At 61.3% G+C, this 22,716-nt stretch carries 20 protein-coding genes; 4 read left to right on the plus strand and 16 right to left on the minus strand.

The window, feature by feature from the left end; translation table 11 throughout:
* Nucleotides 1–3: 3 nt before the first annotated feature.
* Nucleotides 4–1,623 (minus strand): cytochrome-c oxidase, cbb3-type subunit I, encoded by a 1,620-nt coding sequence (gene ccoN / locus AC0L16_RS31390; protein ID WP_473625388.1) that lies wholly within the window; start codon nt 1,621–1,623, stop codon nt 4–6.
* Between the two features lie 579 nt (nt 1,624–2,202).
* Nucleotides 2,203–2,967, minus strand: a complete 765-nt coding sequence (locus AC0L16_RS31395) for a Crp/Fnr family transcriptional regulator (RefSeq protein ID WP_473625410.1) — start codon at nt 2,965–2,967, stop codon at nt 2,203–2,205.
* A 157-nt stretch (nt 2,968–3,124) separates the two neighbouring features.
* Between AC0L16_RS31395 and hemN the strand changes: the two genes are divergently transcribed.
* Entirely contained in the window at nt 3,125–4,474 is a 1,350-nt protein-coding gene (gene hemN, locus AC0L16_RS31400; RefSeq protein ID WP_473625389.1) for an oxygen-independent coproporphyrinogen III oxidase, read from the plus strand.
* Nucleotides 4,475–4,626: 152 nt separating this feature from the next.
* Here hemN and AC0L16_RS31405 read toward each other — a convergent pair whose 3' ends face one another.
* From AC0L16_RS31405 to glmS, 13 genes are all read right to left on the minus strand, one after another.
* Nucleotides 4,627–4,899, minus strand: a complete 273-nt coding sequence (locus AC0L16_RS31405) for a DUF2274 domain-containing protein (protein WP_473625390.1) — start codon at nt 4,897–4,899, stop codon at nt 4,627–4,629.
* 12 nt (nt 4,900–4,911) lie between these two features.
* A complete protein-coding gene (locus AC0L16_RS31410; RefSeq protein ID WP_473625392.1) occupies nt 4,912–6,126 on the minus strand; it encodes a TraB/TrbI/VirB10 family type IV secretion system protein in 1,215 nt (404 codons plus the stop codon).
* Nucleotides 6,127–6,139: 13 nt separating this feature from the next.
* The gene (trbG, locus tag AC0L16_RS31415) at nt 6,140–7,165 is read right to left on the minus strand and encodes a P-type conjugative transfer protein TrbG (RefSeq protein ID WP_473625394.1); all 1,026 of its coding nucleotides are present in this window, start codon (nt 7,163–7,165) and stop codon (nt 6,140–6,142) included.
* Complete coding sequence (gene trbF, locus AC0L16_RS31420) at nt 7,155–7,886, minus strand: conjugal transfer protein TrbF (protein ID WP_473625395.1); 732 nt, start codon at nt 7,884–7,886, stop codon at nt 7,155–7,157. Before trbF ends, trbG begins: the two co-directional genes overlap by 11 nt.
* Nucleotides 7,887–9,209, minus strand: a complete 1,323-nt coding sequence (trbL, locus tag AC0L16_RS31425) for a P-type conjugative transfer protein TrbL (protein WP_473625397.1) — start codon at nt 9,207–9,209, stop codon at nt 7,887–7,889.
* A gap of 29 nt (nt 9,210–9,238) precedes the next feature.
* Nucleotides 9,239–9,964, minus strand: coding sequence for a P-type conjugative transfer protein TrbJ (trbJ, locus tag AC0L16_RS31430; RefSeq protein ID WP_473625411.1), 726 nt, complete (start codon nt 9,962–9,964; stop codon nt 9,239–9,241).
* Nucleotides 9,961–12,411 carry a conjugal transfer protein TrbE gene (gene trbE, locus AC0L16_RS31435; RefSeq protein WP_473625398.1) on the minus strand — a complete coding sequence of 817 codons (2,451 nt, stop codon included), beginning with the start codon at nt 12,409–12,411 and terminating at the stop codon, nt 9,961–9,963. Before trbE ends, trbJ begins: the two co-directional genes overlap by 4 nt.
* Nucleotides 12,405–12,677: a VirB3 family type IV secretion system protein gene (locus tag AC0L16_RS31440; protein ID WP_008871923.1), complete on the minus strand. Its 273-nt coding sequence runs from the start codon at nt 12,675–12,677 to the stop codon at nt 12,405–12,407. Before AC0L16_RS31440 ends, trbE begins: the two co-directional genes overlap by 7 nt.
* Nucleotides 12,677–12,985, minus strand: coding sequence for a TrbC/VirB2 family type IV secretion system protein (locus tag AC0L16_RS31445; protein ID WP_473458205.1), 309 nt, complete (start codon nt 12,983–12,985; stop codon nt 12,677–12,679). Before AC0L16_RS31445 ends, AC0L16_RS31440 begins: the two co-directional genes overlap by 1 nt.
* Before the next feature lie 11 nt (nt 12,986–12,996).
* Nucleotides 12,997–13,965 (minus strand): P-type conjugative transfer ATPase TrbB, encoded by a 969-nt coding sequence (gene trbB / locus AC0L16_RS31450; RefSeq protein ID WP_473625399.1) that lies wholly within the window; start codon nt 13,963–13,965, stop codon nt 12,997–12,999.
* The gene (locus AC0L16_RS31455) at nt 13,962–14,375 is read right to left on the minus strand and encodes a CopG family transcriptional regulator (RefSeq protein WP_473625401.1); all 414 of its coding nucleotides are present in this window, start codon (nt 14,373–14,375) and stop codon (nt 13,962–13,964) included. Before AC0L16_RS31455 ends, trbB begins: the two co-directional genes overlap by 4 nt.
* Nucleotides 14,376–14,495: 120 nt before the next feature.
* Entirely contained in the window at nt 14,496–16,526 is a 2,031-nt protein-coding gene (locus AC0L16_RS31460) for a conjugal transfer protein TraG (RefSeq protein ID WP_473625402.1), read from the minus strand.
* Nucleotides 16,527–16,773: 247 nt separating this feature from the next.
* Complete coding sequence (gene glmS / locus AC0L16_RS31465) at nt 16,774–18,597, minus strand: glutamine--fructose-6-phosphate transaminase (isomerizing) (protein ID WP_473625403.1); 1,824 nt, start codon at nt 18,595–18,597, stop codon at nt 16,774–16,776.
* A 326-nt stretch (nt 18,598–18,923) separates the two neighbouring features.
* Between glmS and AC0L16_RS31470 the strand changes: the two genes are divergently transcribed.
* The 3 genes from AC0L16_RS31470 (at nt 18,924) to AC0L16_RS31480 (ending at nt 20,397) form a co-directional block, all read left to right on the plus strand.
* Nucleotides 18,924–19,184, plus strand: coding sequence for a hypothetical protein (locus AC0L16_RS31470; protein ID WP_473625404.1), 261 nt, complete (start codon nt 18,924–18,926; stop codon nt 19,182–19,184).
* Between the two features lie 377 nt (nt 19,185–19,561).
* Nucleotides 19,562–19,942 (plus strand): hypothetical protein, encoded by a 381-nt coding sequence (locus tag AC0L16_RS31475; RefSeq protein WP_473625406.1) that lies wholly within the window; start codon nt 19,562–19,564, stop codon nt 19,940–19,942.
* A gap of 80 nt (nt 19,943–20,022) precedes the next feature.
* Nucleotides 20,023–20,397, plus strand: coding sequence for a hypothetical protein (locus AC0L16_RS31480; protein WP_473625407.1), 375 nt, complete (start codon nt 20,023–20,025; stop codon nt 20,395–20,397).
* Between the two features lie 148 nt (nt 20,398–20,545).
* On the opposite strand, the gene rlxS is transcribed toward AC0L16_RS31480, so the two are convergent.
* A complete protein-coding gene (gene rlxS, locus AC0L16_RS31485) occupies nt 20,546–22,516 on the minus strand; it encodes a relaxase/mobilization nuclease RlxS (protein ID WP_473625408.1) in 1,971 nt (656 codons plus the stop codon).
* Nucleotides 22,517–22,716 lie beyond the last annotated feature (200 nt).

Here is a 22,716-nt window from a genome sequence, read left to right on the forward strand (position 1 = left end):
TTTTCAGGCTCCAGATCGCGCAGGTCGGACAGCGGCGATCGGACGCGGCATCGGATCCTCATCTCGTTGGTAGCCGAGGATTGTCATGGCGACATTCCATGCCATGATCAGGGCGCCGGACAGGTACATCGCGCCGCCGATGGCACGCATGATGTAGTACGGATGCATGGCGGCGACAGTTTCGGCGAAGGAGAAGACCAGAAAGCCCTGGTCGTCGTATTCGCGCCACATCAGGCCCTGCATGACGCCGGAGACCCACATCACCGCGGCGTAGACGACGATCCCCAGCGTTGCCAACCAGAAGTGCCAGTTCACTAGTCGCAGCGAATAGAGCCGCTCGCGGTTCCACAACTTCGGCACCATGAAATAGACCGCGCCGAACGAGATCATGCCGACCCAACCGAGTGCGCCGGAATGCACGTGCCCGATGGTCCAGTCGGTGTAGTGCGAGAGCGAATTGACCGTCTTGATCGACATCATCGGGCCTTCGAAGGTGGACATGCCATAGAAGGCTATGGCCATGACCATCATGCGGATGATCGGGTCCGTCCGCAGCTTGTCCCAGGCGCCGGACAGCGTCATCAGGCCGTTGATCATGCCGCCCCAGGAGGGCATCCAAAGCATGATCGAGAACGCCATGCCGAGCGTCTGCGCCCAGTCGGGCAAGGCGGTATAGTGGAGGTGGTGCGGGCCGGCCCAGATGTAGAGAAAGATCAGCGCCCAGAAGTGGATGATCGACAGCCGGTAGGAATAGACTGGCCGGTTCGCCTGCTTGGGCACGAAATAGTACATCATGCCAAGGAAGCCGGCGGTGAGAAAGAAGCCCACGGCATTGTGGCCGTACCACCACTGCGTCAAGGCGTCCTGGACGCCGGAGAAGGCTGAATAGCTTTTTGAGCCCACGAACGAGACTGGCATCGACAGGTTGTTGATCACATGCAGCATCGCGATGGTCACGATGAAGGACAGGTAGAACCAGTTGGCGACGTAGATGTGCGGTTCCCTGCGCTTCAGGATGGTGCCGAGGAACAGGACGAGGTAGGCGACCCAGACGATGGTCAGCCAAAGATCCACATACCATTCGGGCTCGGCGTATTCGCGGCTTTCGGTGATGCCGAGCAGGTAGCCCGTCGCAGCCATGACGATGAACAGCTGATAGCCCCAGAACACGAACCAGGAGAGATTGCCGCCGAACAGCCGGGCGCGGCAGGTGCGCTGTACGACATAAAGGGACGTGCAAAGCAGCGCATTGCCGCCGAAGGCAAAAACCACGCCGGATGTATGCAACGGCCGCAAGCGGCCAAAGTTGAACCAGGGCTCGACGCTGAGATCGGGATAGGCAAGCTGCAGCGCGATGACCACACCAACCAGCATGCCTACGACGCCCCAAAACACCGTCGCGAGGGCCCCGTAACGGATTGGACTGTCCATAAAAGCGGCGGGGTCTATCGGAACTGCAGGCTTGAACTCCGTATTGCGCAACAGGATAGCGGTGAAACCAGCTACGGCGAAGAACAACACCCACATATGCTGGCGGAAAGGTTCATCTACGCCGAACCCGGCAGCCACCAGGGCCGCAAAAGCAAACAGGCTTAGAAGCACGATCTCTGTGCCGAATTTCATCGCAAATCCCGATCTCGAACCCGGCGGACGCCAAATCCGCTGTGCATCAATTGCGCAGCCGCCGCCTGCTCGCCCTGATCCATGTCAGGGGGCCGCACGATTTTTCGGCAGCTAGGTTGACCTTCACGGCGGCCGGTGCGCTACGCCAACCGCCTGCCCGACCAGATCGAGCTGACGATCGTCGCAACCAAGAAGGATAAGCCAACCCACTGGGCGCCAGGAAGATTAGGGAGCTCTTGATTAGGAGGCTCGCCGGCGATGTCCGCATACCCTCGAAGAGCACGGCGCATGCCTGCTCGATCGTCACGGCCTGTAAAGCGCGCCCGTCAGCGGCAGCGCTTCGGCACGCAACTATCACCAACGCGTTATGGTGCACGGACTTCTAAGGGGAGTTCCGGCGGGCGATGGTCGAATTGTGACGGTCACCGACCAGGCCTCGCGCTACCTGCTCGCCTGCGAAGCGCTCGAATCGAAGAAGGAAGGACCGCTCATCGAGGCCGCCATCCGCCTGTTCAGGGAACGCGGCCTGCCGCCATCAGGAGCGACAACGGCCTGTACCTTCTCTTCGCCGAACGGCCTCTATAACCTGTCCAGGCTGTCGGTCTTCTGGCTCAGGCTCGGCATCGCCATCGAGCGCAGCCGGCTCATGCTGTCCACCATCACATGGCGTGTGTTCTCGATCCGAATCACGCCGTCAGCCCGCAATTGCGTCAGCTGCCGGCTCACAGTCTCGTTCGTAATTCCAAGAAAATCAGAGATCTCGGCGCGCGTCAGCGGCAGATCGAAGGACGCTGACCTGGCTACCGGGTCAACACCGGAATCCATATTCCGAGCGATCATGAGGAGAAAACTCGCCACCTTTTCCGATGCGGTCTTGCGCCCCAACGTCACCAGCCACTCGCGTGCTTCATCGAGTTCATTCAGCGTCTGCTTGAGCAGGCGATGCTCGAATTCCGGCGACCCCTTCATCATCCGTTCGACGGCTGCCCTTGGAAACGAGCACAGCGTGACAGCTGTCACCGCTTCCGCATTGATCGAGCTTTCCACCTTAAAAGGACGTCCCAGAAAATGCGGTGCAAACTGGAGACCGACGATCTGCTGGCGACCATCGGAAAGGCTCTTTGTCAGCTTAACCACGCCTGAAACCAGGTTCGAATAGCTGTCGACCGCCTGTGCGTCGCCGATCAGTTCCACTCCTGACTCGATATGGCGCCGCGAGCAAGTCTTGGCGAGCCCAACCAAATTGTCTGGACGAAGCGAACCGCAGACGCCGCGATGCCGTGCTTCGCAATGGACGCAAAGAACGGGGATACCGGAAGTGTAAATGTCTCGCCGTACTGACATGCGCTCGCTCAACCCGATCCCAAGTGCCGGCAGGATACCAATCTAAGGTAGAAAAATCCTTGCGGCAGTTTGTCCGAGTTGCTGATTGACCGAAATCAGGGCTTTGGCTTGCCAATAAGCCCAGAGTTCCAGCGATGCAAACATGGTGGACCACGACATGCAGTCCGAATTAGCTGCCCGGGTTGGCGAGAACGTCCCGCGTTATACCAGTTATCCGACTGCACCGCATTTCCACACGGGCGTCAATCCTGCGGTTTATCGTGGCTGGCTGGAGGCGCTCAAAAGTGGCGGCGAGATCTCGCTCTATCTGCACATCCCCTATTGCGACAGACTCTGCTGGTTCTGTGCGTGTCATACCAAACAGACGCGCCACTATGAGCCGGTGACGGCCTATCTGCGCTCGCTACACGCGGAGATCGCGACGGTTGCGGGACTCGTCAGCGGCAAGGGCCATGTCCGCGCAGTCCACTTCGGCGGCGGTTCGCCCACCATGCTGAAGCCCGGGGACATGGTGGCGCTTGGCGCGTTCTTGCGGGACAGCTTCGATTTTGTCCCGGACACAAAAATCAGCGTCGAGATCGATCCAAACGACATGGATGAGGCGCGCCTTGATGCGCTGGCCGAAATCGGCATGACCAGGGCGAGTCTCGGCGTCCAGGATTTCGAGCCAAAAGTGCAAAAGGCAATCAACCGCGAGCAAAGCTTTTTGCAAACTAAGGCTGTCGTCGACGGAGTTCGCTCCCGCGGCGTCGGTTCCGTCAATCTGGACCTGCTCTACGGATTGCCGCACCAGAGCAGGGAGAGCGTCTGTTCCACCGTAGCGCAGGCGCTGACCCTGGAACCGGACAGGATGGCGCTGTTCGGCTACGCGCATGTGCCCTGGTTCAAGAAGCATCAGACGGTAATCAAAGAGGCGTGGCTGCCTGGCCCCACGGAGCGGTTGGCGCAATCGCAACTCGCTGCGCGAGCGATTGTGGACAAGGGGTACGAAGCAATAGGGCTCGATCATTTCGCCAAGCCAGGCGATGCCTTGGCGATAGCGGCCCGCGCAGGGGCTTTGCATCGCAATTTTCAGGGCTACACGGTGGATCGCTGCGAGACACTGATCGGGCTTGGCCCTTCGTCCATCGGCCGTTTTCGCCAGGGCTACGTGCAGAACAATATTTCAACCGCCGAGTACGGAAGTATGGTCGCGCATGGCGGGCTGGCGGTTGTCCGCGGTATCGCGCTTTCCGACGACGACCGCGTTCGCGGCTGGATCATCGAGAGGCTGATGTGTGATTTCGCCTTCTCGGCAGTCGATCTGGTGGAACGCTTCGGCAAAGCCGGCCAGAAGCTCCTTCTTGAGTCGAGTACCATGGCCCTCCACGATCCCGTTCGATTGCTCGAACTGGATGGCGACCGTTTCGTCGTGCCGGCTGAAAGTCGCCCATTCGTCCGAAGCATCGCGGCCAGGTTCGACAAATATTTCCAAAGCGGAAGGGCCAGGCACTCGGTTGCAGTTTGAGCCAAAGAGTGCGGTCGCGGTGACGTGCTCCCCTGTTTGCGTCCATTTGTGAGTGAGCCTGTTCACGTGTGATCCTTGACGGATCGGGTTACATATTCAAGCGGAGTTAGCCCATCGAGGCTCGTGTGCGGGCGGTTCACTCATTGCCTCGGTTACTCGGAATCTGAGCGTGCCAGACGCCGCGACTTCTCCGGCATGCTGGACGTCGGCAAACCTTCTTTTCTGGCCTTGGCAAACGCTCGGTCGCCTTCCAGAAACCCCGCCAGCATGAAAGGGATGAGTTCCGCCACCGTTTCAGACTCGCCATAGGTCTGACGATAAAGGGCAGCATACTCCTTGAGTGCTTGGCCCAACTCCGCGCTGAGGGTGATGGTAATCTTCGAAGGTGTTCGGTCTGGAAGCTTTCCAAGTTTCAAGTTGGCCATATTCACTCCCGCTCAACTTGCGTATGGCCGTAGCACCAGATCCTTGTGCACGATGACGCGCAGTGGCCAACCTGGGCGGATGGTGATGGTGGGCTGAACATTGAGGTTCTTCTCGGTGATGCGCTGGCCGGCTTGACTGACGTTCTGCTGAGTGGATTCCCGGATCGCTTTGACCAGATCGCTTTCGTTTTCTCCAAAACTTAACTCGGTGCCGACGCCCAGCAATGTGGCCAGTGCGACTCCCTTGATCAGCTGCCAGGTGTGGAAATCGATCTTGTCCTCGAGCCCGGCATAGCCGGCAGTGTCTGTCGCCGGCAGATTGTCGATTTCGATCGAAGAACCGTCTGGGAGTATTATTCGCTGCCAAACCAGAAGCGCCCGTTTTTGCCCAAAAGCGACGACGCTGTCATAGGTCCCGATCAGCCGCGAGCCTTGCGGGATAAGCAGGATGCTGCCGGTGAACGTGTCGTGCACGTTCTCGGTGACCTGCGCGACGACAAACCCGGGCAAGTCGGAATTTATGCCGGTGATGAGACTTGCGGCGATCACGCTGCCGGCCATGAGCTGATTTGGCGAAGTTGGCGTCTGCAATGCATGCGGGTTGTAGATCCCGCTGGTGTTGCGCTGGCTGACAAAATCGAGCTTGCGTTGTTGATTGTTCTGATCGCCCTCAGCCGGGGCAACGGAATCTGACGGCCGAGCGGCATCAGATTGCGGAGGCGCCCCGAACGGCTGCTGGGCGCTTTTCGCATTACCGCCGATGCCCGCCTGCTTGAGTTGATTTTCAATGCGGAAGAAGACTTGTGATTCGCGCGCCTCAATCGCTTGCTGGGCAACACGCTGCTCCTCGGCGGAGTTGTCCTGCCCTGGCGCGATGCCGAGCTGCCGCCGCCGCTCAAGGATGGGGCGACCGAGGTCGCCCGGCAGTGGTGGTCCAAGCACAGGAGGGTTCGGCTTCACTCCGGAATAGTCCTTGGGAAGTGTTTCAAGTCCTTCAGGAGTTGGCTTGCGGTCAGTGTTGTAGAGATCTTCCGCCTGTTCTTTGAAGCGAAGCGCCGGTCCCTGCAGCGCCATCATCGTGACGCCCAGGATGGCACCGGACCCGACGGCAGCGATGGCGATGATCACGCCGCGCCTGAACCGCACGGCGCGGCGGGGCGAGGCCCGTAACTGCAGCTGCTCGGGATCGAGTTTTGGCGGAGCATTGGATGGGGAAGTGTCGGTCATAAGGCCCCTCTCCTCACCTGCTGGAGCGCGCAAAGAGAGATACGCGACGCGGCGGTTGCCGGCCGTCCGTCCTTGTGATGCGCACCACTTGCTGCTGCTTGGTGCCGAGGCGTAGTTCGGCCGCGGCGAAGAGCCGATCGACAATGTAGTAGTTGCCGCGCATGCGGTAGTTGACGAGCTGGTTGTCCCCGTCAGAGCCGACGATGAAGAGTGGCGGGGCCTCTCCCTGATCTATGCGGCGCGGGAACTCGATATAGACCTTGCTGCCATCATCGAAGGCTCGCGTCGGTCTCCAGGGCGGTGTGTCGCCCCTAATTGAGTAGCGAAAGCGAATGTTTTCGAGCGCGACATTCGACGCCACCGGCATGGTGGCCTCGACCTGAGCGTTGCGCTGGCGGAGCGCGACGATCTGGTCCTCGCTGTACGTCCAGGAGATCGCCGCCATAGCGGTCTTATCCGTGCTTTGAAGCTGCAAATGGTAGGTGCGTCGTTCCGTGGTGATCACCAGATTGGTGCTAAGCCCCGGCGCGAAGGGTTTTACCAGCACATGGGTGCGCTGGTCGTCGCCGGTGCCGCTGACGGTATCGCCGATGACCCAGCGCACCGTGTCCCCGGCTGACACGGCTGTCAGTTTCTCGCCCGGCTGTAGGGCGATATCGGTGACGCGCTCCGGCGCGGCATAGAGCTGATAAAGCGCGCCATCGGTGAAGGGATAGACCTGCACCGCATTGACGTAGCCGTACCGGGTGGGTTGCTGCGTCGCCGCCTTGTTGGCGTCGGCGACGCGTTCTTCAGGAGAGCGCTTGTCGTCGGCGATTTTGCCCGGTTCTGGCTGCAACTGGCCGGGGAGCGGCAACGGCTTTGGCACCTCGACTATCTTGACCGGTGTCTCTGGCGCCTTCTCGATTGCCGCTGCTTTGAAGTCGGCAGCATCATACGAAATCTCAGGCGGCACCGGCTTTGATGCGCAGGCCGAGAGAACTGCTGCCGATGCGGGTAGGATCAGCGCGGCACGGAACGATTGGGCTCTATTTGTCATCGGCGGGCTCCTTCGGGGAAACGGATGTCGGTGCGGCACTGTCGAGCTCGCGCGACCAGTCGATGGCGTTGATGAAGACACCGAGCGGATTGTTGCGCAGCTGATCCGTATTGCTTGGCGGGCGGATCACGATGGTGAGGATCGCGGTCCAGCGCGCGGAGCTGGCAAGGCTGCCGCGCTCAAAGACCTGCTCAGTCCATTTGACCTGGAACGAGCTGTCGGAAGCCCTGACCACACTGGTCACCTGGACGGACACGCTGCGCGTTCCGATCTGACCGAAGGGATCGTTCGCCTTGGCGTACTCATTGAGGAAGAGTGCCGCACGGTCGGTGGCAAAGTCGTAAGCCGCCAGCCAGTTCTGCCGCACCAGCACCGGATCAGTGGAGACGGAACGGACATTCTGGATGAAGCGGCCGAGGTGCCACGCTATCTCGGCGTCGGAGGGCTCGTAGTCTTGGATCGCCGGCGCGACGGCGCGTGCCTCGCCGAAGCGGTCGACCTCGACGACGTAAGGCACAACACGGCTCTGCATCGACTGCCATACGAGTCCGCCAGAGAGCCCGCTCACCAAGGCCAGACAGCCGAGGGCCATGAGCCGCCAGTTCCTAGCCTGTACTCGAGATGAGCCGATGCGCTCGTCCCATAGCTGGGCGGCCTTTTGATACGGCGTGACCGGTTCGGGTGTCTTGCCGTAACGTTGAACGGGTCGCTTGAACAGCATCTAGTCGTCCTTGTCGTTGAGAGAGGGATTGGCGCTGCCTCCCGGGCTGTCGCCTTCACGGACAGCCTGCATGACGGCGTGGCGGTGGGCACGGGCGGTCTGTTCGGAACGCAAGCGCCTTGCCCACCTCGGAGCGGCATTAGGGTCTGCAGCGGTTGGGTCTCCAGTCATGGACGCGGTGGGCGCACCACCGGTCGCGGTCCATGCGGCTTCCCGGCCGTCATCGGCGCTGCGCCCGAACGTTCCCGCGGCAGCTCTTGCTGCTCGCATGGCGGCGCCGCCGGCGGCACTGGTCACGCCCCGCAATCCAGCAGCCACACCGGACAGGCCGGTGTGGGGCGAGGTTGCTCGCCCGATCTGCCAGGCCGTTAAAGCAGCCGATCCCATCGTTGTGCCGGCCCGAATTGCGGCGAGACTGCCGCCGGTTGCCATGCGCGCGCCAGTAAATGCCGTGCCTCCGGCAACGAGCGATGCACCAGCTGCCGCCGCAGTCGTGCCAAGGGCGGCGCCCGCGCCAAGCTGCGGCGCGCCGGACACTAGACCGGACGCGATGCCGGGCCCAAAGATGCCGAGCCCAAGCAACGCCAGCGCGCCCAGCACCTGTGACATCGCGGCGGCCAGGTCCGGCTCCTTGCCTTGCAGCGCGGAAGCAAACTCGCCGAAGAGTGTGGAGCCGATGCCGACAATGACGGCAAGTACCATCACCTTGATGCCTGAAGAGATGACATTGCCGAGCACGCGTTCGGCCAGAAACGCCGATCGATTCCAGAGTGCGAAGGGAACCAGAACAAAGCCGGCAAGCATGGTGAGCTTGAACTCAAGGATTGTGATGAACAGCTGAATGGAAAGGATGAAGAAGGCGATGATGACCAGGAACCAGGCCATGAGCAGCACGAAGATGGTGAGCGCGTTGCCGAAGATTTCTGGAAAGCCGAGCAGCTGACTTGCCTGATCAAGCAGCGGCCAAGCGCCTTCGAAACCGGTCGCGGCGATGCGGCCCGGGCGCAGGAGATTGTCTGGGGAGAGATTGCCGGAGGACGCGTTGATGCCGAGCCCGGCAAAGGAGCGATAGATGATGTCGGCGAGGTTCTTAAAATTATTCAAGATGAAGGCGAAGACGCCGACATAGAGCACCTTGCGGGTAAGCCGGCCGAGAATGTTGGGCTCGTCGCCGAGCGCCCAGGCCAGCCCGGCCAGCGTGATGTCGATGCCGATCAGGATGGTGGTGAGGAAGGCGACGTCGCCCGAAAGCAGACCGAACCCGCTATCAATGTAGCGGATGAAGGTCTCCATGAAGCGATCGATGACGCCAAGGTCGTTCATGCCGCCGCCTTCCTCGTCCGAGTTGGTGATCAGTTGCCGGGATAGGCCGAGCCGGTACCCAGGAAGCGCTTGGTTGTCTCGCGGGCGGCTTCCTCGGACTGCGCCTTGCGCGCGGCATCCTCGGCCTCAGCTCGAAACTGAGTCGCGAGCAGCGTTTGGATCTGCATCTGCTGCTTGGTCGAAAGCGCGATCAGCTGGTTGGTGGCCTGGCTTGCCTGAAGCGCACCGGCTGCCCCTTGGCTGCGGTTGACGAGATCGGCAAGCAGGTCGCCGTCGGCGCGGACGTTCTCGACGATCTGCGACTGGACCCCCATGGTATGGCGGAACGCCTGCATGGCGCTCTGCCAGCGCTCGCGCGCTGCGGTTGCCACATCGCTGACCTTGATCGTGGCCTCGTAGCTTTCCGGATATTGGCTGCGCCACTGGTCTTGAAGCTTGCCCAGATCAAAGCTGAGGCCACTCGCCTGGTCCATCAAACCATCAATGCGATGGAGCGAACCGGAGAGTTGGCCCACGGAAGAGAAATCCAGACGCTGAAGATTGCGCGCCATGTTCTGCAGCATGGTTGCCTGGTTCTGCAGCGACTGTATCTGGTTGTTGATCTGCTCCAGCGCGCGCGCCGCCGTCAGCACGTTCTGCGCATAATTGGATGGATCGAACACGATAAGGGCGTAGGCCGGCTGCACATAGTCGGCCATTGGCTTGGCGATCAGGGAAACGGTGATCAGGCTGGTGAAAAGACGGCGTCCAATCATGAGGATTGCTCCATGTCTGGTTGAGGGAATTGCTGGAGAAGCTCGGCAGCCCAATCGAGGCCGCGCGCGCTCAGAAAGCGGGAGGCAAAGCTGTCTTGCCCGTCTTCGGACTGGATTTTGTCGATCAGGGTCTGCGTCGCCGGATCGGAAGCGCCGCAAAGCGCAAGAGTGATGGGGCCAAGCCCGAGCTCGAAGAGACGGTTTCCGCTACGTGACTGAAGATAGTAGTGGCGCTTGGGCGTGGCGCGGGCGATCAATTCGATCTGCCGCTCGTTCAAGCCGAAGCGCTCGTAGGCTGCCCGCGCTTGCGGTTCCACAGCACGATCATTGGGAAGGAAAATGCGCTGGGGGCAGCTCTCGATGATCGCCGGCGCGATTGAAGAGCCCGCGATGTCAGCCAGCGATTGCGTAGCGAAGATCACCGAGACATTCCGCTTTCGGAGCACCTTCAGCCATTCGCGGATACGGGCGGCAAAGAGCGGATTGTCGAGATAGACCCAAGCCTCGTCGAGCATCAGCAGCGTCGGCCGTCCATCGAACCGCTCTTCAAGACGATGGAAGACGTAAGTGAGCACAGGCAGCACAGCGCCTTGGCTCTGCATCAGCTCTTCCGTCTCGAAACACTGCACATTCGATAAGGCCAGCCGATCATCATCGGCGTCGAGCAGGCGGCCGAAAGGACCGTCGAGCGTGTAGGGCATCAACGCGGACTTCAGCCCGTTGGACTGAAGCAGGACCGAAAGGCCGGTCAGCGTGCGTTCCTGCGCCGGCGCGGTGGCAAGGCTGGTGAGTGCCGACCAGATTGCCTCCTTCACCTCCGGCGTGACGGTGACATTCTCATGCGCAATGAGGCCGGCAATCCACTCGGCTGCCCAACTGCGGGCAGCCTGGTCGCCGATATTGCGCAGGGGCTGGAAGGCGAGCGCACCGTCAGCACCCAGCGCGTGGTGTTCTCCACCCGTGGCAAGGACTGCCGCGCGCGCCGAATTGCCTTTGTCGAAGACATAGACCTGCGCGCCGGCATAGCGCCGGAACTGCAGCGCAATCAGGGCAAGCAGCACCGATTTGCCGGCGCCGGTCGGGCCAACGATGAGCATGTGGCCGACATCGTCGACATGGGTGGATAGCCGGAATGGTGTCGACCCGTTGGTCTCTGCGAACAGAAGTGGCGAGGCCTCTCGCTGGGTGACCTTGGCGAGATGCTCGTTCGCCGCAGGACCTGCCCAGACCGACGACAACGGCATGAGATGCGCAAGGTTCAATGTGTGAACGAGCGGCTGGCGAACATTGGCATAGATATGACCAGGCAGCGAGCCGAGCCACGCCTCGACCGCATTGACGCCTTCGCGGATGGTGGTGAAGCCGAGCCCATTGATGATGCGCTCGACCGCGCGAAGTTTCTCCGCGGCGGCTTGATGGTCCTGATCCCACACTGTCACCGTTGTGGTGAGATAACCGAAGCCGACATGGTCGCCGCCCAACGCCTGAAGGGCTGCGTCGGCATCGAGCGCCTTGTTGTCGGCATCGCTGTCGACCAGCGGGACAGGTTCGTTGGTCACGACCTCGCGCAGGATGGCCGCGATCGACTTGCGCTTGGCAAACCACTGGCGGCGCAACCGTGTCAGCGTCTTCGTGGCTTCCGTCTTGTCGAGCGGGATGAAACGCGTCACCCAGCGATAGGCGAAATCCTGATGATTCAACGCGTCGAGAATCCCGGGCCGGGTGAGATTCGGGAATCCGAGGACGGTAAGGGTGCGAAGATGGTGTTCGCCGAGCATAGGCTCCAAGCCGCCGGTAAGCGGCGCGTCGACCAGGATGCCGTCGAGATACATCGGCGTTTCCGGTACAGCGAGTGGATGGCGGCGGGTCGAGATTGTGCCGTGCAGGTAAGTCAGGGTCTCGGCATCGTCGAGCACGCGCACCTCGGGCATGAAGCCGGACAAAAGATCGAGGACCCGGTCGGTCTCGTCGCGAAACCGCGCCAGCTCCTGGGGCCAGTCTCTCCCGCCGCCAGATTGGTGTGCGTCAACGAGCGCGCTTTCAGCCCTCGCCCGTGCGTCCGGGGGCGGCATGAACAGCAAAGTCAGGTGATAGCGGCTCTCGTAATGCGCGACCTTGCCTTCGAAGGCCGCGCGTCGTTCTTCATCGACAAGCCAAGACGCGGCGTCGGGAAAGGTTGAGTTAGGATAGCCGAGCGCCTCTATGCGCTCGGCTTCGAAGAACAATGCCCAGCCGGAGCCGAGCCTTCTCAACGCGTTGTTTGCCCGGGCGCAGATGCCGACAAGTTCTGCTTCCGTCGCGCTTTCGAGATCGGGCCCGCGGAACCGTGAGGTCCGCTGAAAGCTGCCGTCCTTATTGAGCACGATGCTGGGCGCGACAAGCGCTGCCCAGGGCAGATGGTCGGCAAGTTTGTCGGATTTGCTGCGGTATTCTGACAGGTTCAGCATGCCAACCATCCCTTCAGACGAAGGTGACGAACGAGCACGCTGGCGAAGTCTGGATCGCGTCTTGTGGCAAAGACCGCCAGCGTGTGGCCGGCAATCCACAGCACCAGCCCAGCGATCCACTGCTGCAAACCGAGGCCGATAGCTGCGGCCACCGTGCCGTTGAGGATCGCCACCGCTCGCGGTGCACCGCCCAGCAGGATGGCTTCGGTCAATGCCCGGTGAACGGGAACCGCGAAGCCCTCAATATGCTGCTCTCCAGCGACCATCAGACGAGTGCTCCGCCGCCAAAGGAGAAGAAGGAGAGAAAGAAGCTCGATGCCGCGAACGCGATCGACAGCCCGAAGACGATCTGGATCAGCCGGCGGAAACCGCCTGCGGTGTCACCGAAGGCAAGGGTTAAGCCCGTGGTGATGATGATGATCACGGCGATAATCTTGGCGACCGGTCCCTGTACAGACTCCAGGATCTGCTGCAGCGGCTGTTCCCAAGGCATGCCGGAGCCTGCTGCGCGGGCTGGGACCGTGAGAACAAGCACGAGCGCGGTGGACGAAAGAAAGCGAAGCTTCTTGCACATGAATTGGCCTTTCAAAACTGCTGAAGTTGCGGGAGCGTCAGTTGGGTGACGGCGTAATCGCCGCTGCCGTCGAGACCGGTGACCACGGCGATGGCGTCAATGCGGCGCGAGGATCCGCGCCCGGCGATGAAGACAATCAGATCGATGGCATCGGCGATCAGACGGCGTGGTACAGTGACGACGGCTTCCTGCGCGAGTTGCTCGATCCGGTAGAGGGCGGAGCGCGCCGAATTGGCGTGAACCGTTGCGATGCCGCCGGGGTGGCCAGTGTTCCATGCCTTCAGCATATCGAGGGCTTCCGCACCCCGGACTTCGCCGACGACGATGCGGTCGGGCCTGAGCCGCAGCGTCGAGCGTACGAGATCGGCAAGCGTCACCGAGCCCCGTCTTGTCCTGAGTGCAACGCAGTCCTTGGCAGCGCACTGCAGCTCGCGTGTGTCTTCGATCAAGATCACCCGCTCGTCGCATTCCGCGACTTCGACCAGCAGCGCATTGGCGAGCGTGGTTTTACCCGACGACGTGCCGCCTGCGACCAATATGTTGCGCCGCTCGCGCACGGCCTTCCTCAGCGCATCGGCCTGCAGCGGCAGCATGATTTGGTCGGCGACATAGTTGGCCAACGTGTAGAGTTTTGCGGCCGGTTTACGGATGGCGAAGCATGGCGCCAGAACGACTGGCGGCAACAGCCCCTCGAAGCGCTCGCCCGAGGGCAGTTCGGCGCTGACGATCGGACTACCCGCATGCGCCTCGGCACGCACATGGGAAGCGACCAGGCGAATGATGCGTTCCGCCTCGGATGGGTGCATATGCACGCCGGTACCAACCCGACCTTCTCCCAGCCGGTCGAGCCGCAGCGCACCGTCGGGATTGACCATCACCTCGACAACAGATGAATCGGCAAGGGCCTCAGCGATTGCCGGGCCCATGGCGGTGCGCAACATGGCACGATGGCGATGGTCGACCTCCGGATGAGAACTCATCCTTCCCCTCCCCCGCCATTATCCGTCCCAAGCGACCGTTTGCCGGAGGCGATCTGGCGGCCCACTTGCTCGACGAATTTGTCGAAGCGCTCCTGGGCAATCGCCTGCGTCGCCCTGTCCGGGACTGGCGTGTGAGCGTGAAGCGTGATGGAAAAGCGAATGAAGAGCGCCAGGCTCTCTAGGATCATCTCGACGTCGCGTCTGAGATTACCGAGGTCACGAGAAAGACGGTCGAGCCTTACGCCGTAGCGCCGGTCGAGCTCGTTCTCGCCACGCCGCTCGATAAAGGCCTCGACTGCCTTCGCCACGATCGCTGATTTGGTCGTCGATGGATCGCGGTTGAGGTCGTCCAGTTTCTTGCTCAGGTCGGGTTCGAGCAGAAACTGATGACGAATGCGCTGAGGGCTCATGTGGCTCGTTCCAACTGTCCCAGCGCTGTTGCGCGGGCGGGAACGAGCATCGGCGACTTCCTCGAAATTGCTTATGGCCGTTATCTACGCTGATTTGCGCTCTGCCTTCGGCAGCTTCTTTCAGAAGCCGGGCACGATGTCCTTGTTGTCGCCCGTTCCCTCGTTGATGCCATAGGCGCGTGCGGCAGTGGAAATTCGGTCCATCACGCGCTTGTCGGCAACTGCCTCGCTATCATCGTCCGCGGGCTTGAGCAGGTCGTCCCGGTCGGGCTCCAGGGTGACGGCTGTATGCTCTTCAGGCAGACCCGGATGTCGCTGTTGCTGGACACCTCCTTCATCTTCAATTGCCTCGCCCGCGCTTTCGCCGCCGCCAGCAAGACGGCGGTCAACGCCCCGCACCTGCCCGATCCAACAGTCCGGGCGCGGTACTGGCCGATCCGCGTAGGCGCCGTCGCACAATACCGGCGCAGAAAGCACGCGCTCGGTGAAATTTCGGTCCTGGTAGTAGCGCAGCTTCTTCGCCCGGATCGGCGGCAGCCCTGAAACCAACACCAGTTCATCGGCTTGCGGCAACTGCATCACCTCGCCCGGTGTCAATAGTGGGCGGGCGGTTTCCTGGCGGCTAACCATCACGTGTGACAGCCAGGGCGCCAAGCGATGGCCGGCATAGTTGCGCATGGACCTCAGCTCCGTCGCCGTGCCGAGCGCGTCCGAAATGCGTTTGGCCGTGCGCTCGTCATTGGAGGAAAAGGCAATCCGCACATGGCAGTTGTCGAGAATGGCATTGTTGTCCCCATACGCCTTGGAGATCTGGTTCAAGGATTGCGCGATCAGAAATGCACGGATGCCATAGCCGGCCATGAAGGCGAGCGCGGTTTCGAAGAAATCAAGGCGACCGAGCGCCGGGAATTCGTCCAGCATCATGAGCAGTTGATGGTTCCTGCTCTTCTTAGGATCCCCCTCCAGCCGCTCCGTCAGACGCCTGCCGATCTGATTGAGCACAAGTCGCACCAGCGGCTTCGTGCGCGAGATGTCCGATGGCGGCACGACCAGATAGAGTGACATCGGTCGCTCAGCATCCAGGAGGTCGGCAATGCGCCAGTCGCAGGCTGATGTCGCTGCCGCCACCGTAGGATCGCGATAGAGGCCGAGAAACGACATGGCGGTCGAAAGAACGCCTGAACGCTCGTTCTCCGACTTGTTCAACACCTCGCGAGCTGCCGAGGCCACGACAGGATGGACCTGGGGCTTATCCGCCGCGCCGAGATGGTTGGTCGTCATCATCCGCCGTAGTGTCGCGGCAAACGAGCGTTGCGGGTCTGACAGGAAGGTGGCGACGCGAGCGAGCGTCTTTTCCTCTTCGGCGTAAAGCACGTGCAAAATGGCGCCGACCAAGAGTGAGTGACTGGTTTTCTCCCAGTGGTTCCGCCGGTCCAGCGCGCCTTCCGGATCTACCAGGATGTCGGCGATGTTCTGGACGTCGCGGACCTCGTCTGGACCTTTTCGTACCTCCAGCAGCGGGTTATAGCGCGCCGACCTCGGATCGGTCGGATTGAACAGGAGACAGTAGGAGAACTTCGAGCGCCAGCCGGAGGTCAACTGCCAGTTCTCGCCTTTTATATCGTGAATGACGGCCGAGCCGGTCCAGGACAGAAGAGTTGGAACAACCAGTCCGACGCCCTTGCCTGATCGTGTTGGGGCAAAGGCCATGACGTGCTCGGGCCCGTCATGGCGCAGATAACGATCCTTCAGCTTGCCTAGGAAAACGCCGGCCGGCCGAAACAGCCCTGCCGTCTCGATCTCGTGAGTCGCGGCCCACCTTGACGACCCATATGTGGTGACCGACCCGAGCTGTCGCGCGCGCCAGAGCGAGCCGGCGATCGCGGCGGCACAGCCCACGAACCCACTGGCGCCGGCAAGCGCACCGGCCTTATCGAAGACCTCGGGCGCATAAGCGTCGAAGTGGAACCACCATTCGAACAGTTTCCACGGCTTGTAGATCCGCCAGCCAGCCGCGACTAACCATGGCGCGCCGAGTGGCGGTTGATGGCCGAGCATGTGGGCGCACCACTGCGTGGCCGCCCATACGCCGAGTATCACGATTGCGAACACGACGGCGATCTGCCCAATCAGCAACTTCGTAGGCGTCATTGGCTTGCTCCGCAGTTCTGGACATGCGGGGCCAAGCATCGCGCGGCGCGATGTGAACTGAAATGCGCACTACGCACGACCAGGTGCGATGAGGGAATGGGCAGGATCGCTCAGACTGGAACCTTTCGGTGGAGCAAATATGTCCACTTGGCCGCAGACCTGATCTGCGTCTCGTCGACATCCAAATGCCGGTGACGCTTGGAAGTGTATTTCCGATGGACGCATGCCACCTATGAGCGCGTCACAATCATTCGACGGTGACCGATTTTGCGAGATTGCGCGGCTGGTCGACATCTTTGCCCATGGAGACCGCCGTATGATAGGCAAGAAGCTGTATCGGCAGCGAGAAAATCATAGGTGCGATAATCTCGTCGACGGCCGGCAGCACGATCGTATGCATCGTGTCGAGTTTCGACGCAGCGGCCCCATTTTCATCGGTGATGAGGATAATCCGCCCTCCACGGGCGGCCGCTTCCTCCATATTGGAGACGGTCTTGTTGAAAAAGCGATCATGTGGCGCGATGACGATCACTGGCATGTTCTCGTCTATCAATGCGATCGGACCATGCTTCAATTCGCCAGCCGCATAGCCCTCAGCATGGATGTAAGAAATCTCCTTGAGCTTCAGCGCACCTTCCATCGCCAGTGGGAAACTGGTGCCGCGGCCAAGATACAGGACACTATGACACTTTGACAGTTCGCGCGACAGGAGCTCGATATCTGGCTGGATGCTGTTCAGTACCCGGCCCATGACGCCCGGCATTTCGGCAAGGCTCCGGACGAGCGCCTTCACCTCATATTCAGTTAGCGTTCCACGGTCCTTGGCAGCGCCGATGGCGAGTGTGGCCAGAACCGCAAGCTGGCACGTGAAAGCCTTGGTGGAGGCGACGCCGATCTCCGGGCCGGCAAGGATCGGGAAGATCGCGTCGGCCTCCCGAGCGATGGTCGATTCGCGGGAATTGACGACAGCGCCGGTTTTCAGCCCACGCCCCTTACAGTACCTCAGGGACGCGAGCGTATCGGCGGTTTCGCCGGATTGCGAAATGAAAAGAGCCGCCGATTCCGGCGGCAACGGGATCTCCCGGTAGCGGAATTCGGACGCAACGTCGATTTCGACCGGCAGGCGCGCATAGCGCTCGAACCAGTATTTTGCGATCAGTCCGGCCAGATAGGCGGTGCCGCAAGCCGAGATCGCCAGGCTCGGGATGCTGGCGAAATCTATGCTCGAAACCGTATCGACGCGATTCCCTTCGAAGTTGATGTAATGACCGAGCGCACGGGCGATGACCTCGGGCTGCTCGTAAATTTCCTTCTCCATGAAGTGGCGACGGTTGCCCTTATTGGCCAGGTATGCCCCGGCCGTGGAAGTCTGGCGCGGACGTTCGACGGGATGGCCATCGAAATCGAAGATATCGGCGCCTGCCTTGCCGATAACGGCCCAGTCGCCGTCGACGAGATATGTGATTGCATTTGTGAAGGGAGCTAGCGCCATGGCGTCGGAGCCCAGGAACATCTCGCCGTCGCCGTGACCGATCGCCAGCGGTGGTCCATTGCGCGCCGCCATGATGGTCGACGGATCATCCTCGAAGAGAATGGCAAGCGCGTAGGCGCCCCTGACGCGCTTCAGCATGGCGTGCATTGCCTCACCCCGCCCCATGCCCTCCCGGCGGTGTCTTGCCAAGAGATGCACGACGACCTCGGTGTCGGTGTCGGTCTGGAACTCGGCGCCCGCCGCCACCAGTTCGTCCTTCAACTCGGCGAAATTCTCGATAATGCCGTTGTGAACGACGGCCACACCGTCCGTAAAGTGCGGGTGCGCGTTGCGCTCAGTCGGTGCCCCATGCGTTGCCCAGCGCGTGTGTGCGATGCCGATGGTGCCACTCAGCGGCTCTTCCTTCAACCTCGTCTCGAGATTGATGAGCTTGCCCTTGGCGCGCCGGCAGTGCAACGAGCCCTCGGTGATGGTGGCAACGCCGGCTGAGTCGTATCCTCGATATTCGAGACGCTTCAAAGCGTCGACCAACCGATCAGACACCGGCTGATGCCCAACGATGCCAACAATCCCGCACATGATCGTCTCCGAATTCTTCCCGGTCGCCTCAGCCGACCCGAAGGGCACCGCCCGGCGCTGAGCCTCCTAGTAGAATTAGGTAAAACAGGTAAAATCGATTGTTGGGATGGCTGCCATCCAGCCAGTGGATAGAAGAGGACGTGTTGACCAGCGAGAAACGGTACGCGCGGTACCGGCTTGCGTCCACCAACCGCCAGTTGGGACGAGTTTCCGTAGTCGGCTGAGGCGTAACGATCCTCGCAATGTCCGCTTTTTACATGCTGTTGACTCGCCCAGTTAACGGCCCTTAGATCCATTGACTGCTACAATGCTTAGGGGTTTTCAAAATGCCGTTCAAACGGGCCGGTCTATACCCTGCCGATCTCGATCTATGCCAACGGGTATTCGACCAGATATGCAGTGACGAGCATATCGCCCGCTCATCGTTGGAGGCCGACAACCTCGCCCTGGATATTTTGGTCGCGTTGGAAGAAGAGGCTGACGCGGATGAGGCTGAGCTGCTTGAACTCATCAGATCGAAGCGGCGGGCTACTCGTCATCTCAGAAACCCTGCAGAGAGGCATGGCGGATGTCTTCGTCGCCGCTGAGGGATGCAGTCACCCGGACCTTCCCTTTGCCTGTTCGACTGCCTTGCTGGCCGCCTTGGCAAACTCCTGCATGTTTGCTCACGCGCACTGTCGGCCGTCTGGAACTTGCGCCAAACTCATCAGTTCTGGACAATGCCAAACAGCGCGTGGCAACGACCCTGACTTCCATCGGCACGCTGACATCCCGGCCGGCGGCTCAACGCCCCTCAAGGCGTGGCCTGGAAGCGTCGCAGCCGGCGCCCGCGGCAGCGCGGCGGCCACCCTTGACTGCGTCTCGACACGAGGTCGGCCCTTCACCGGAAACGAGGCAAGGGCAGCGACAAGCACATGCGCAGGAGCCTGCCGCGGCAGTCACCTGAACCAGCAAGCGGCCCCGGGTGTTCTTCCGCTTTCATCCGGGCTTCGCCGTCAACCCAAAGCGGATAGCTGATGTGCTACAAAAGTCGGACTACTTGAAAAGCTACCGACACACCCATGATCAACGCCGAGCCGGTCATGCCCTCGAAACCGATGACGACAACTTCGGCGTCGAGCTCCGGCCGGAGTTTCGCCACCACCGGGCCGATCCCCATCTCAAAGAAGTGGACAGCCTCTATAGGGGCGTTTGCGGTTTCGAGTTGCGTTCTCAATGGCAGATAGCTGCGGTGAAGGTGTGGGCTGAGCAATTGCGGGTCGGCCGGAGACATGCGCAGCAGCAGTTCGTTTTTATGTGCCGTTGCTGGGTTATGAATCGGCTGCGCACGGTCGCGGTCTTTTGAATAGGCAAGGCCAATTTTCGAGGTGTTGGGGGCTGCTCATGGCTCCCTCCCGAGTTGGGAATGCTCGCCTACAGCCGACGATGCTCGTAACGTTTATCGCCGATGTCGACATCGTTACACCCATCGGTGCGACGAGCCTCGCCTTTTCGGAGCATAATAGCGGTTCACCTCGTCCACCGATCAGCTTGGAAAGCGGCGATACTCTGATGCTCGAAGCGCATGGCCAAACTGCTCGACCTCGTCAGATCGTTCGCGAGCCATTGAAGCGGAGGCGGACTCGTTGCTCGGAATGCCCTTATCCTCATGCCATGTGGAAGGGCATCCACAGCGACAGCAGCCGGGAGGAGCTCGATCCCTTGTTTTTTGTCGAGCTGGTTCAGCAAATGTCCTCGACGTTTGCGCGAGCTCCGGCAAGCTTAACGGCGATCTGGCGCGAGCCCGAGCATCTTGGTTAGAATGGGATCGCAATTGGCCACGGGCGCGCTGTCGTTGGTCCGATAGACCTGCCAGAGCTGGTGGCACTCACGCTCTCGGATCGCCTTGGTCGAACTCTTGCCGGGCCAGTCCAAGGCACACCGCACTCACGCATGGCTGCCACACAAGTTATGAAACGCTAGGCCCACTCCTTTGCCGACCGATGTTCCAGGAGATACCGTCTCGCTGCACTATGCCAGAAATCTCTTTGCCGATATGCCGCTCGAGCACCGGCCCCCACGGGACGAGCACAAACTCGCGCGATTTCTCGATAAGGGCGTATTTGCCGCTGGCGAGCTCAACTGAGCGGCGGAGAGTGCCTTGTACCCGGTCTCCGGGTCGCACTTCAGCATAGGACAGACCGAGCTCTTCCGAGAGCTGACCGGCAACACGGTTCAGTTCACGCTGGCGGAGGATCGAAATCATGTTGGCGCGATAGACGGTGCGGTCCTGCTCTTCATGCGCGAGACCCTGAGCAATCAGCCATTGCCGCCTGCGGGCTTGCGCCTCCCGCACGTCACGGCCAAAGCCGGAGTTGCGCAGGGCCGCCGGTGAATCGGAAACCATTTCCCGGTCGATCCAGGTGGCACCGTCGAACCCGATTTGCTGATCCAGCGGCATTGATGAGAGCTTGTCGACGACAACAGGCACAGCCATGGCTCGCTTGCGCTCGTGGTCGGCGACTTGGTCGAGATGGTTCGGCGCGATAATCCATGTGCCGTCGGCTTCGCGCCTGACAGTGCCGGTTTCGCGGCGAATGGCTTCCAGACGACGCACATGGGTTTCGGCGAAGCGCTCGCTGGCAGACGGATCATGCTTCAGGTGGATATCAACATTGTAGCGCCCGCCGTGGACGGCAGCGATCTCGGCGACGGTGCGGTCAACCTGCCTCGGCCCGGTGTTTCTCGGCGTGACACGGACGATGCAGCCGTCGGGCGTCGGTTCGGTGGCCTCGCCTTTGCCGACATCGATGTAGTGGCTTTTCCCGTCCACCCCATCCACTATGAGGTAGTGGCGGTCGTTGATCTCGTCGGCAAGCCCGCGCGCCACAAGGCGGCCAACGAAAGGTTGCGCGAGCTGCCCGGATTGATCGTGGATCACACAGTCGGCTGCACTTCGGGATAGTCCTCTACCCGCAATGTCTCGGTGCATCGTCTTGATTATGTCACCGCGCTTGCCGATGCGCTGCAGTGTCGCTTCGAGCTCATCGTCGAGGCGCCAGCGGCCGGAGCTGATCTCCTCGGCCAGACCCATCCGTCCGAGTTTGCGCAGGCGGCCCTGGTGCAGGGTCTGTCGAAAGGCGTCGTGGCCGACCGGAGAAACCAGTCCATCGCTGTCGCGCATGCTGAGCAGCTGCCGGTCGATGCTGGTGAAGCGCTCCTGCTCCATTTCCTGGCACAGGCGGTGCTCGATCTCGCGATCGGTTCGTGGACCGAGATCGAGGCTGACCAGCTCGGCGGTCCGTTCGCGGATTCCGCTTGAGATATATTCCCGCGCAATGACGAGGTTCTCGCCGCGGTCGTCCTTGCCACGGACGATGATATGGGTGTGCGGGTGGCCGGTGTTGAAATGATCGACGGCAACCCAGTCGAGCTTCGTGCCGAGATCCTCCTCCATCTGCGCCATGAGCCGGCGCGTGAGTGGCTTCAGGTCGTCATACTGGATGCCGTCTTCGGGTGCGACGATGAAGCGGAATTGATGCCGATCGCCATCGGCACGATCAAGGAAAGCCTTGCTCTCGACGCGATCACTGTCAGCGCCGTAGAGCTCGCCAGGCGCGCCTTCCCGGGTAACGCCGTCGCGTTGGATGTAGCGCAGATGCGCAGGCGCCCCACCCTGGCCTTTGCCGGCCAGCTTGACGACGCGCGCCTTGACCACCACCCGCCGCTGCCGGAAGGCAGCATACCTGTCGCGTGATTTCAGCAGCGCGGCGGCCGCTCCGCCGCGCCCTGCCCGGCTGCCGTTAAAGCGGCCGCCGCGCTGGGGCCGGCCGCCGGCTCTGTTGATCGCCGCCTGGACCTGGCTGGCGAAGCGTTTGCCTGCCTTCGAGCCGCGCGAGCCTATTCTGCCGAGCTTCGGCCTGAATTCGTCATCCTGCATCGTGGCCTCCCAGAAATCTCAAGCAGTGTCAGATACTTGCGTGTTCCACACTCCCGGCTCTGCCAGCAGCCTCCAGGAAAAACGATGTGCAGACAAAGACTTCGCCGCCTCCTGGAGGCAATGCCTTTATCTTGCCTTACGCCGCCCTTCCGCTTTCCGGCTTCCGCACCCCCCCCTAACCCCCCCCGAAACCCCCCCCC

It is taken from the genome of Mesorhizobium sp. WSM4848, from assembly GCF_055811375.1.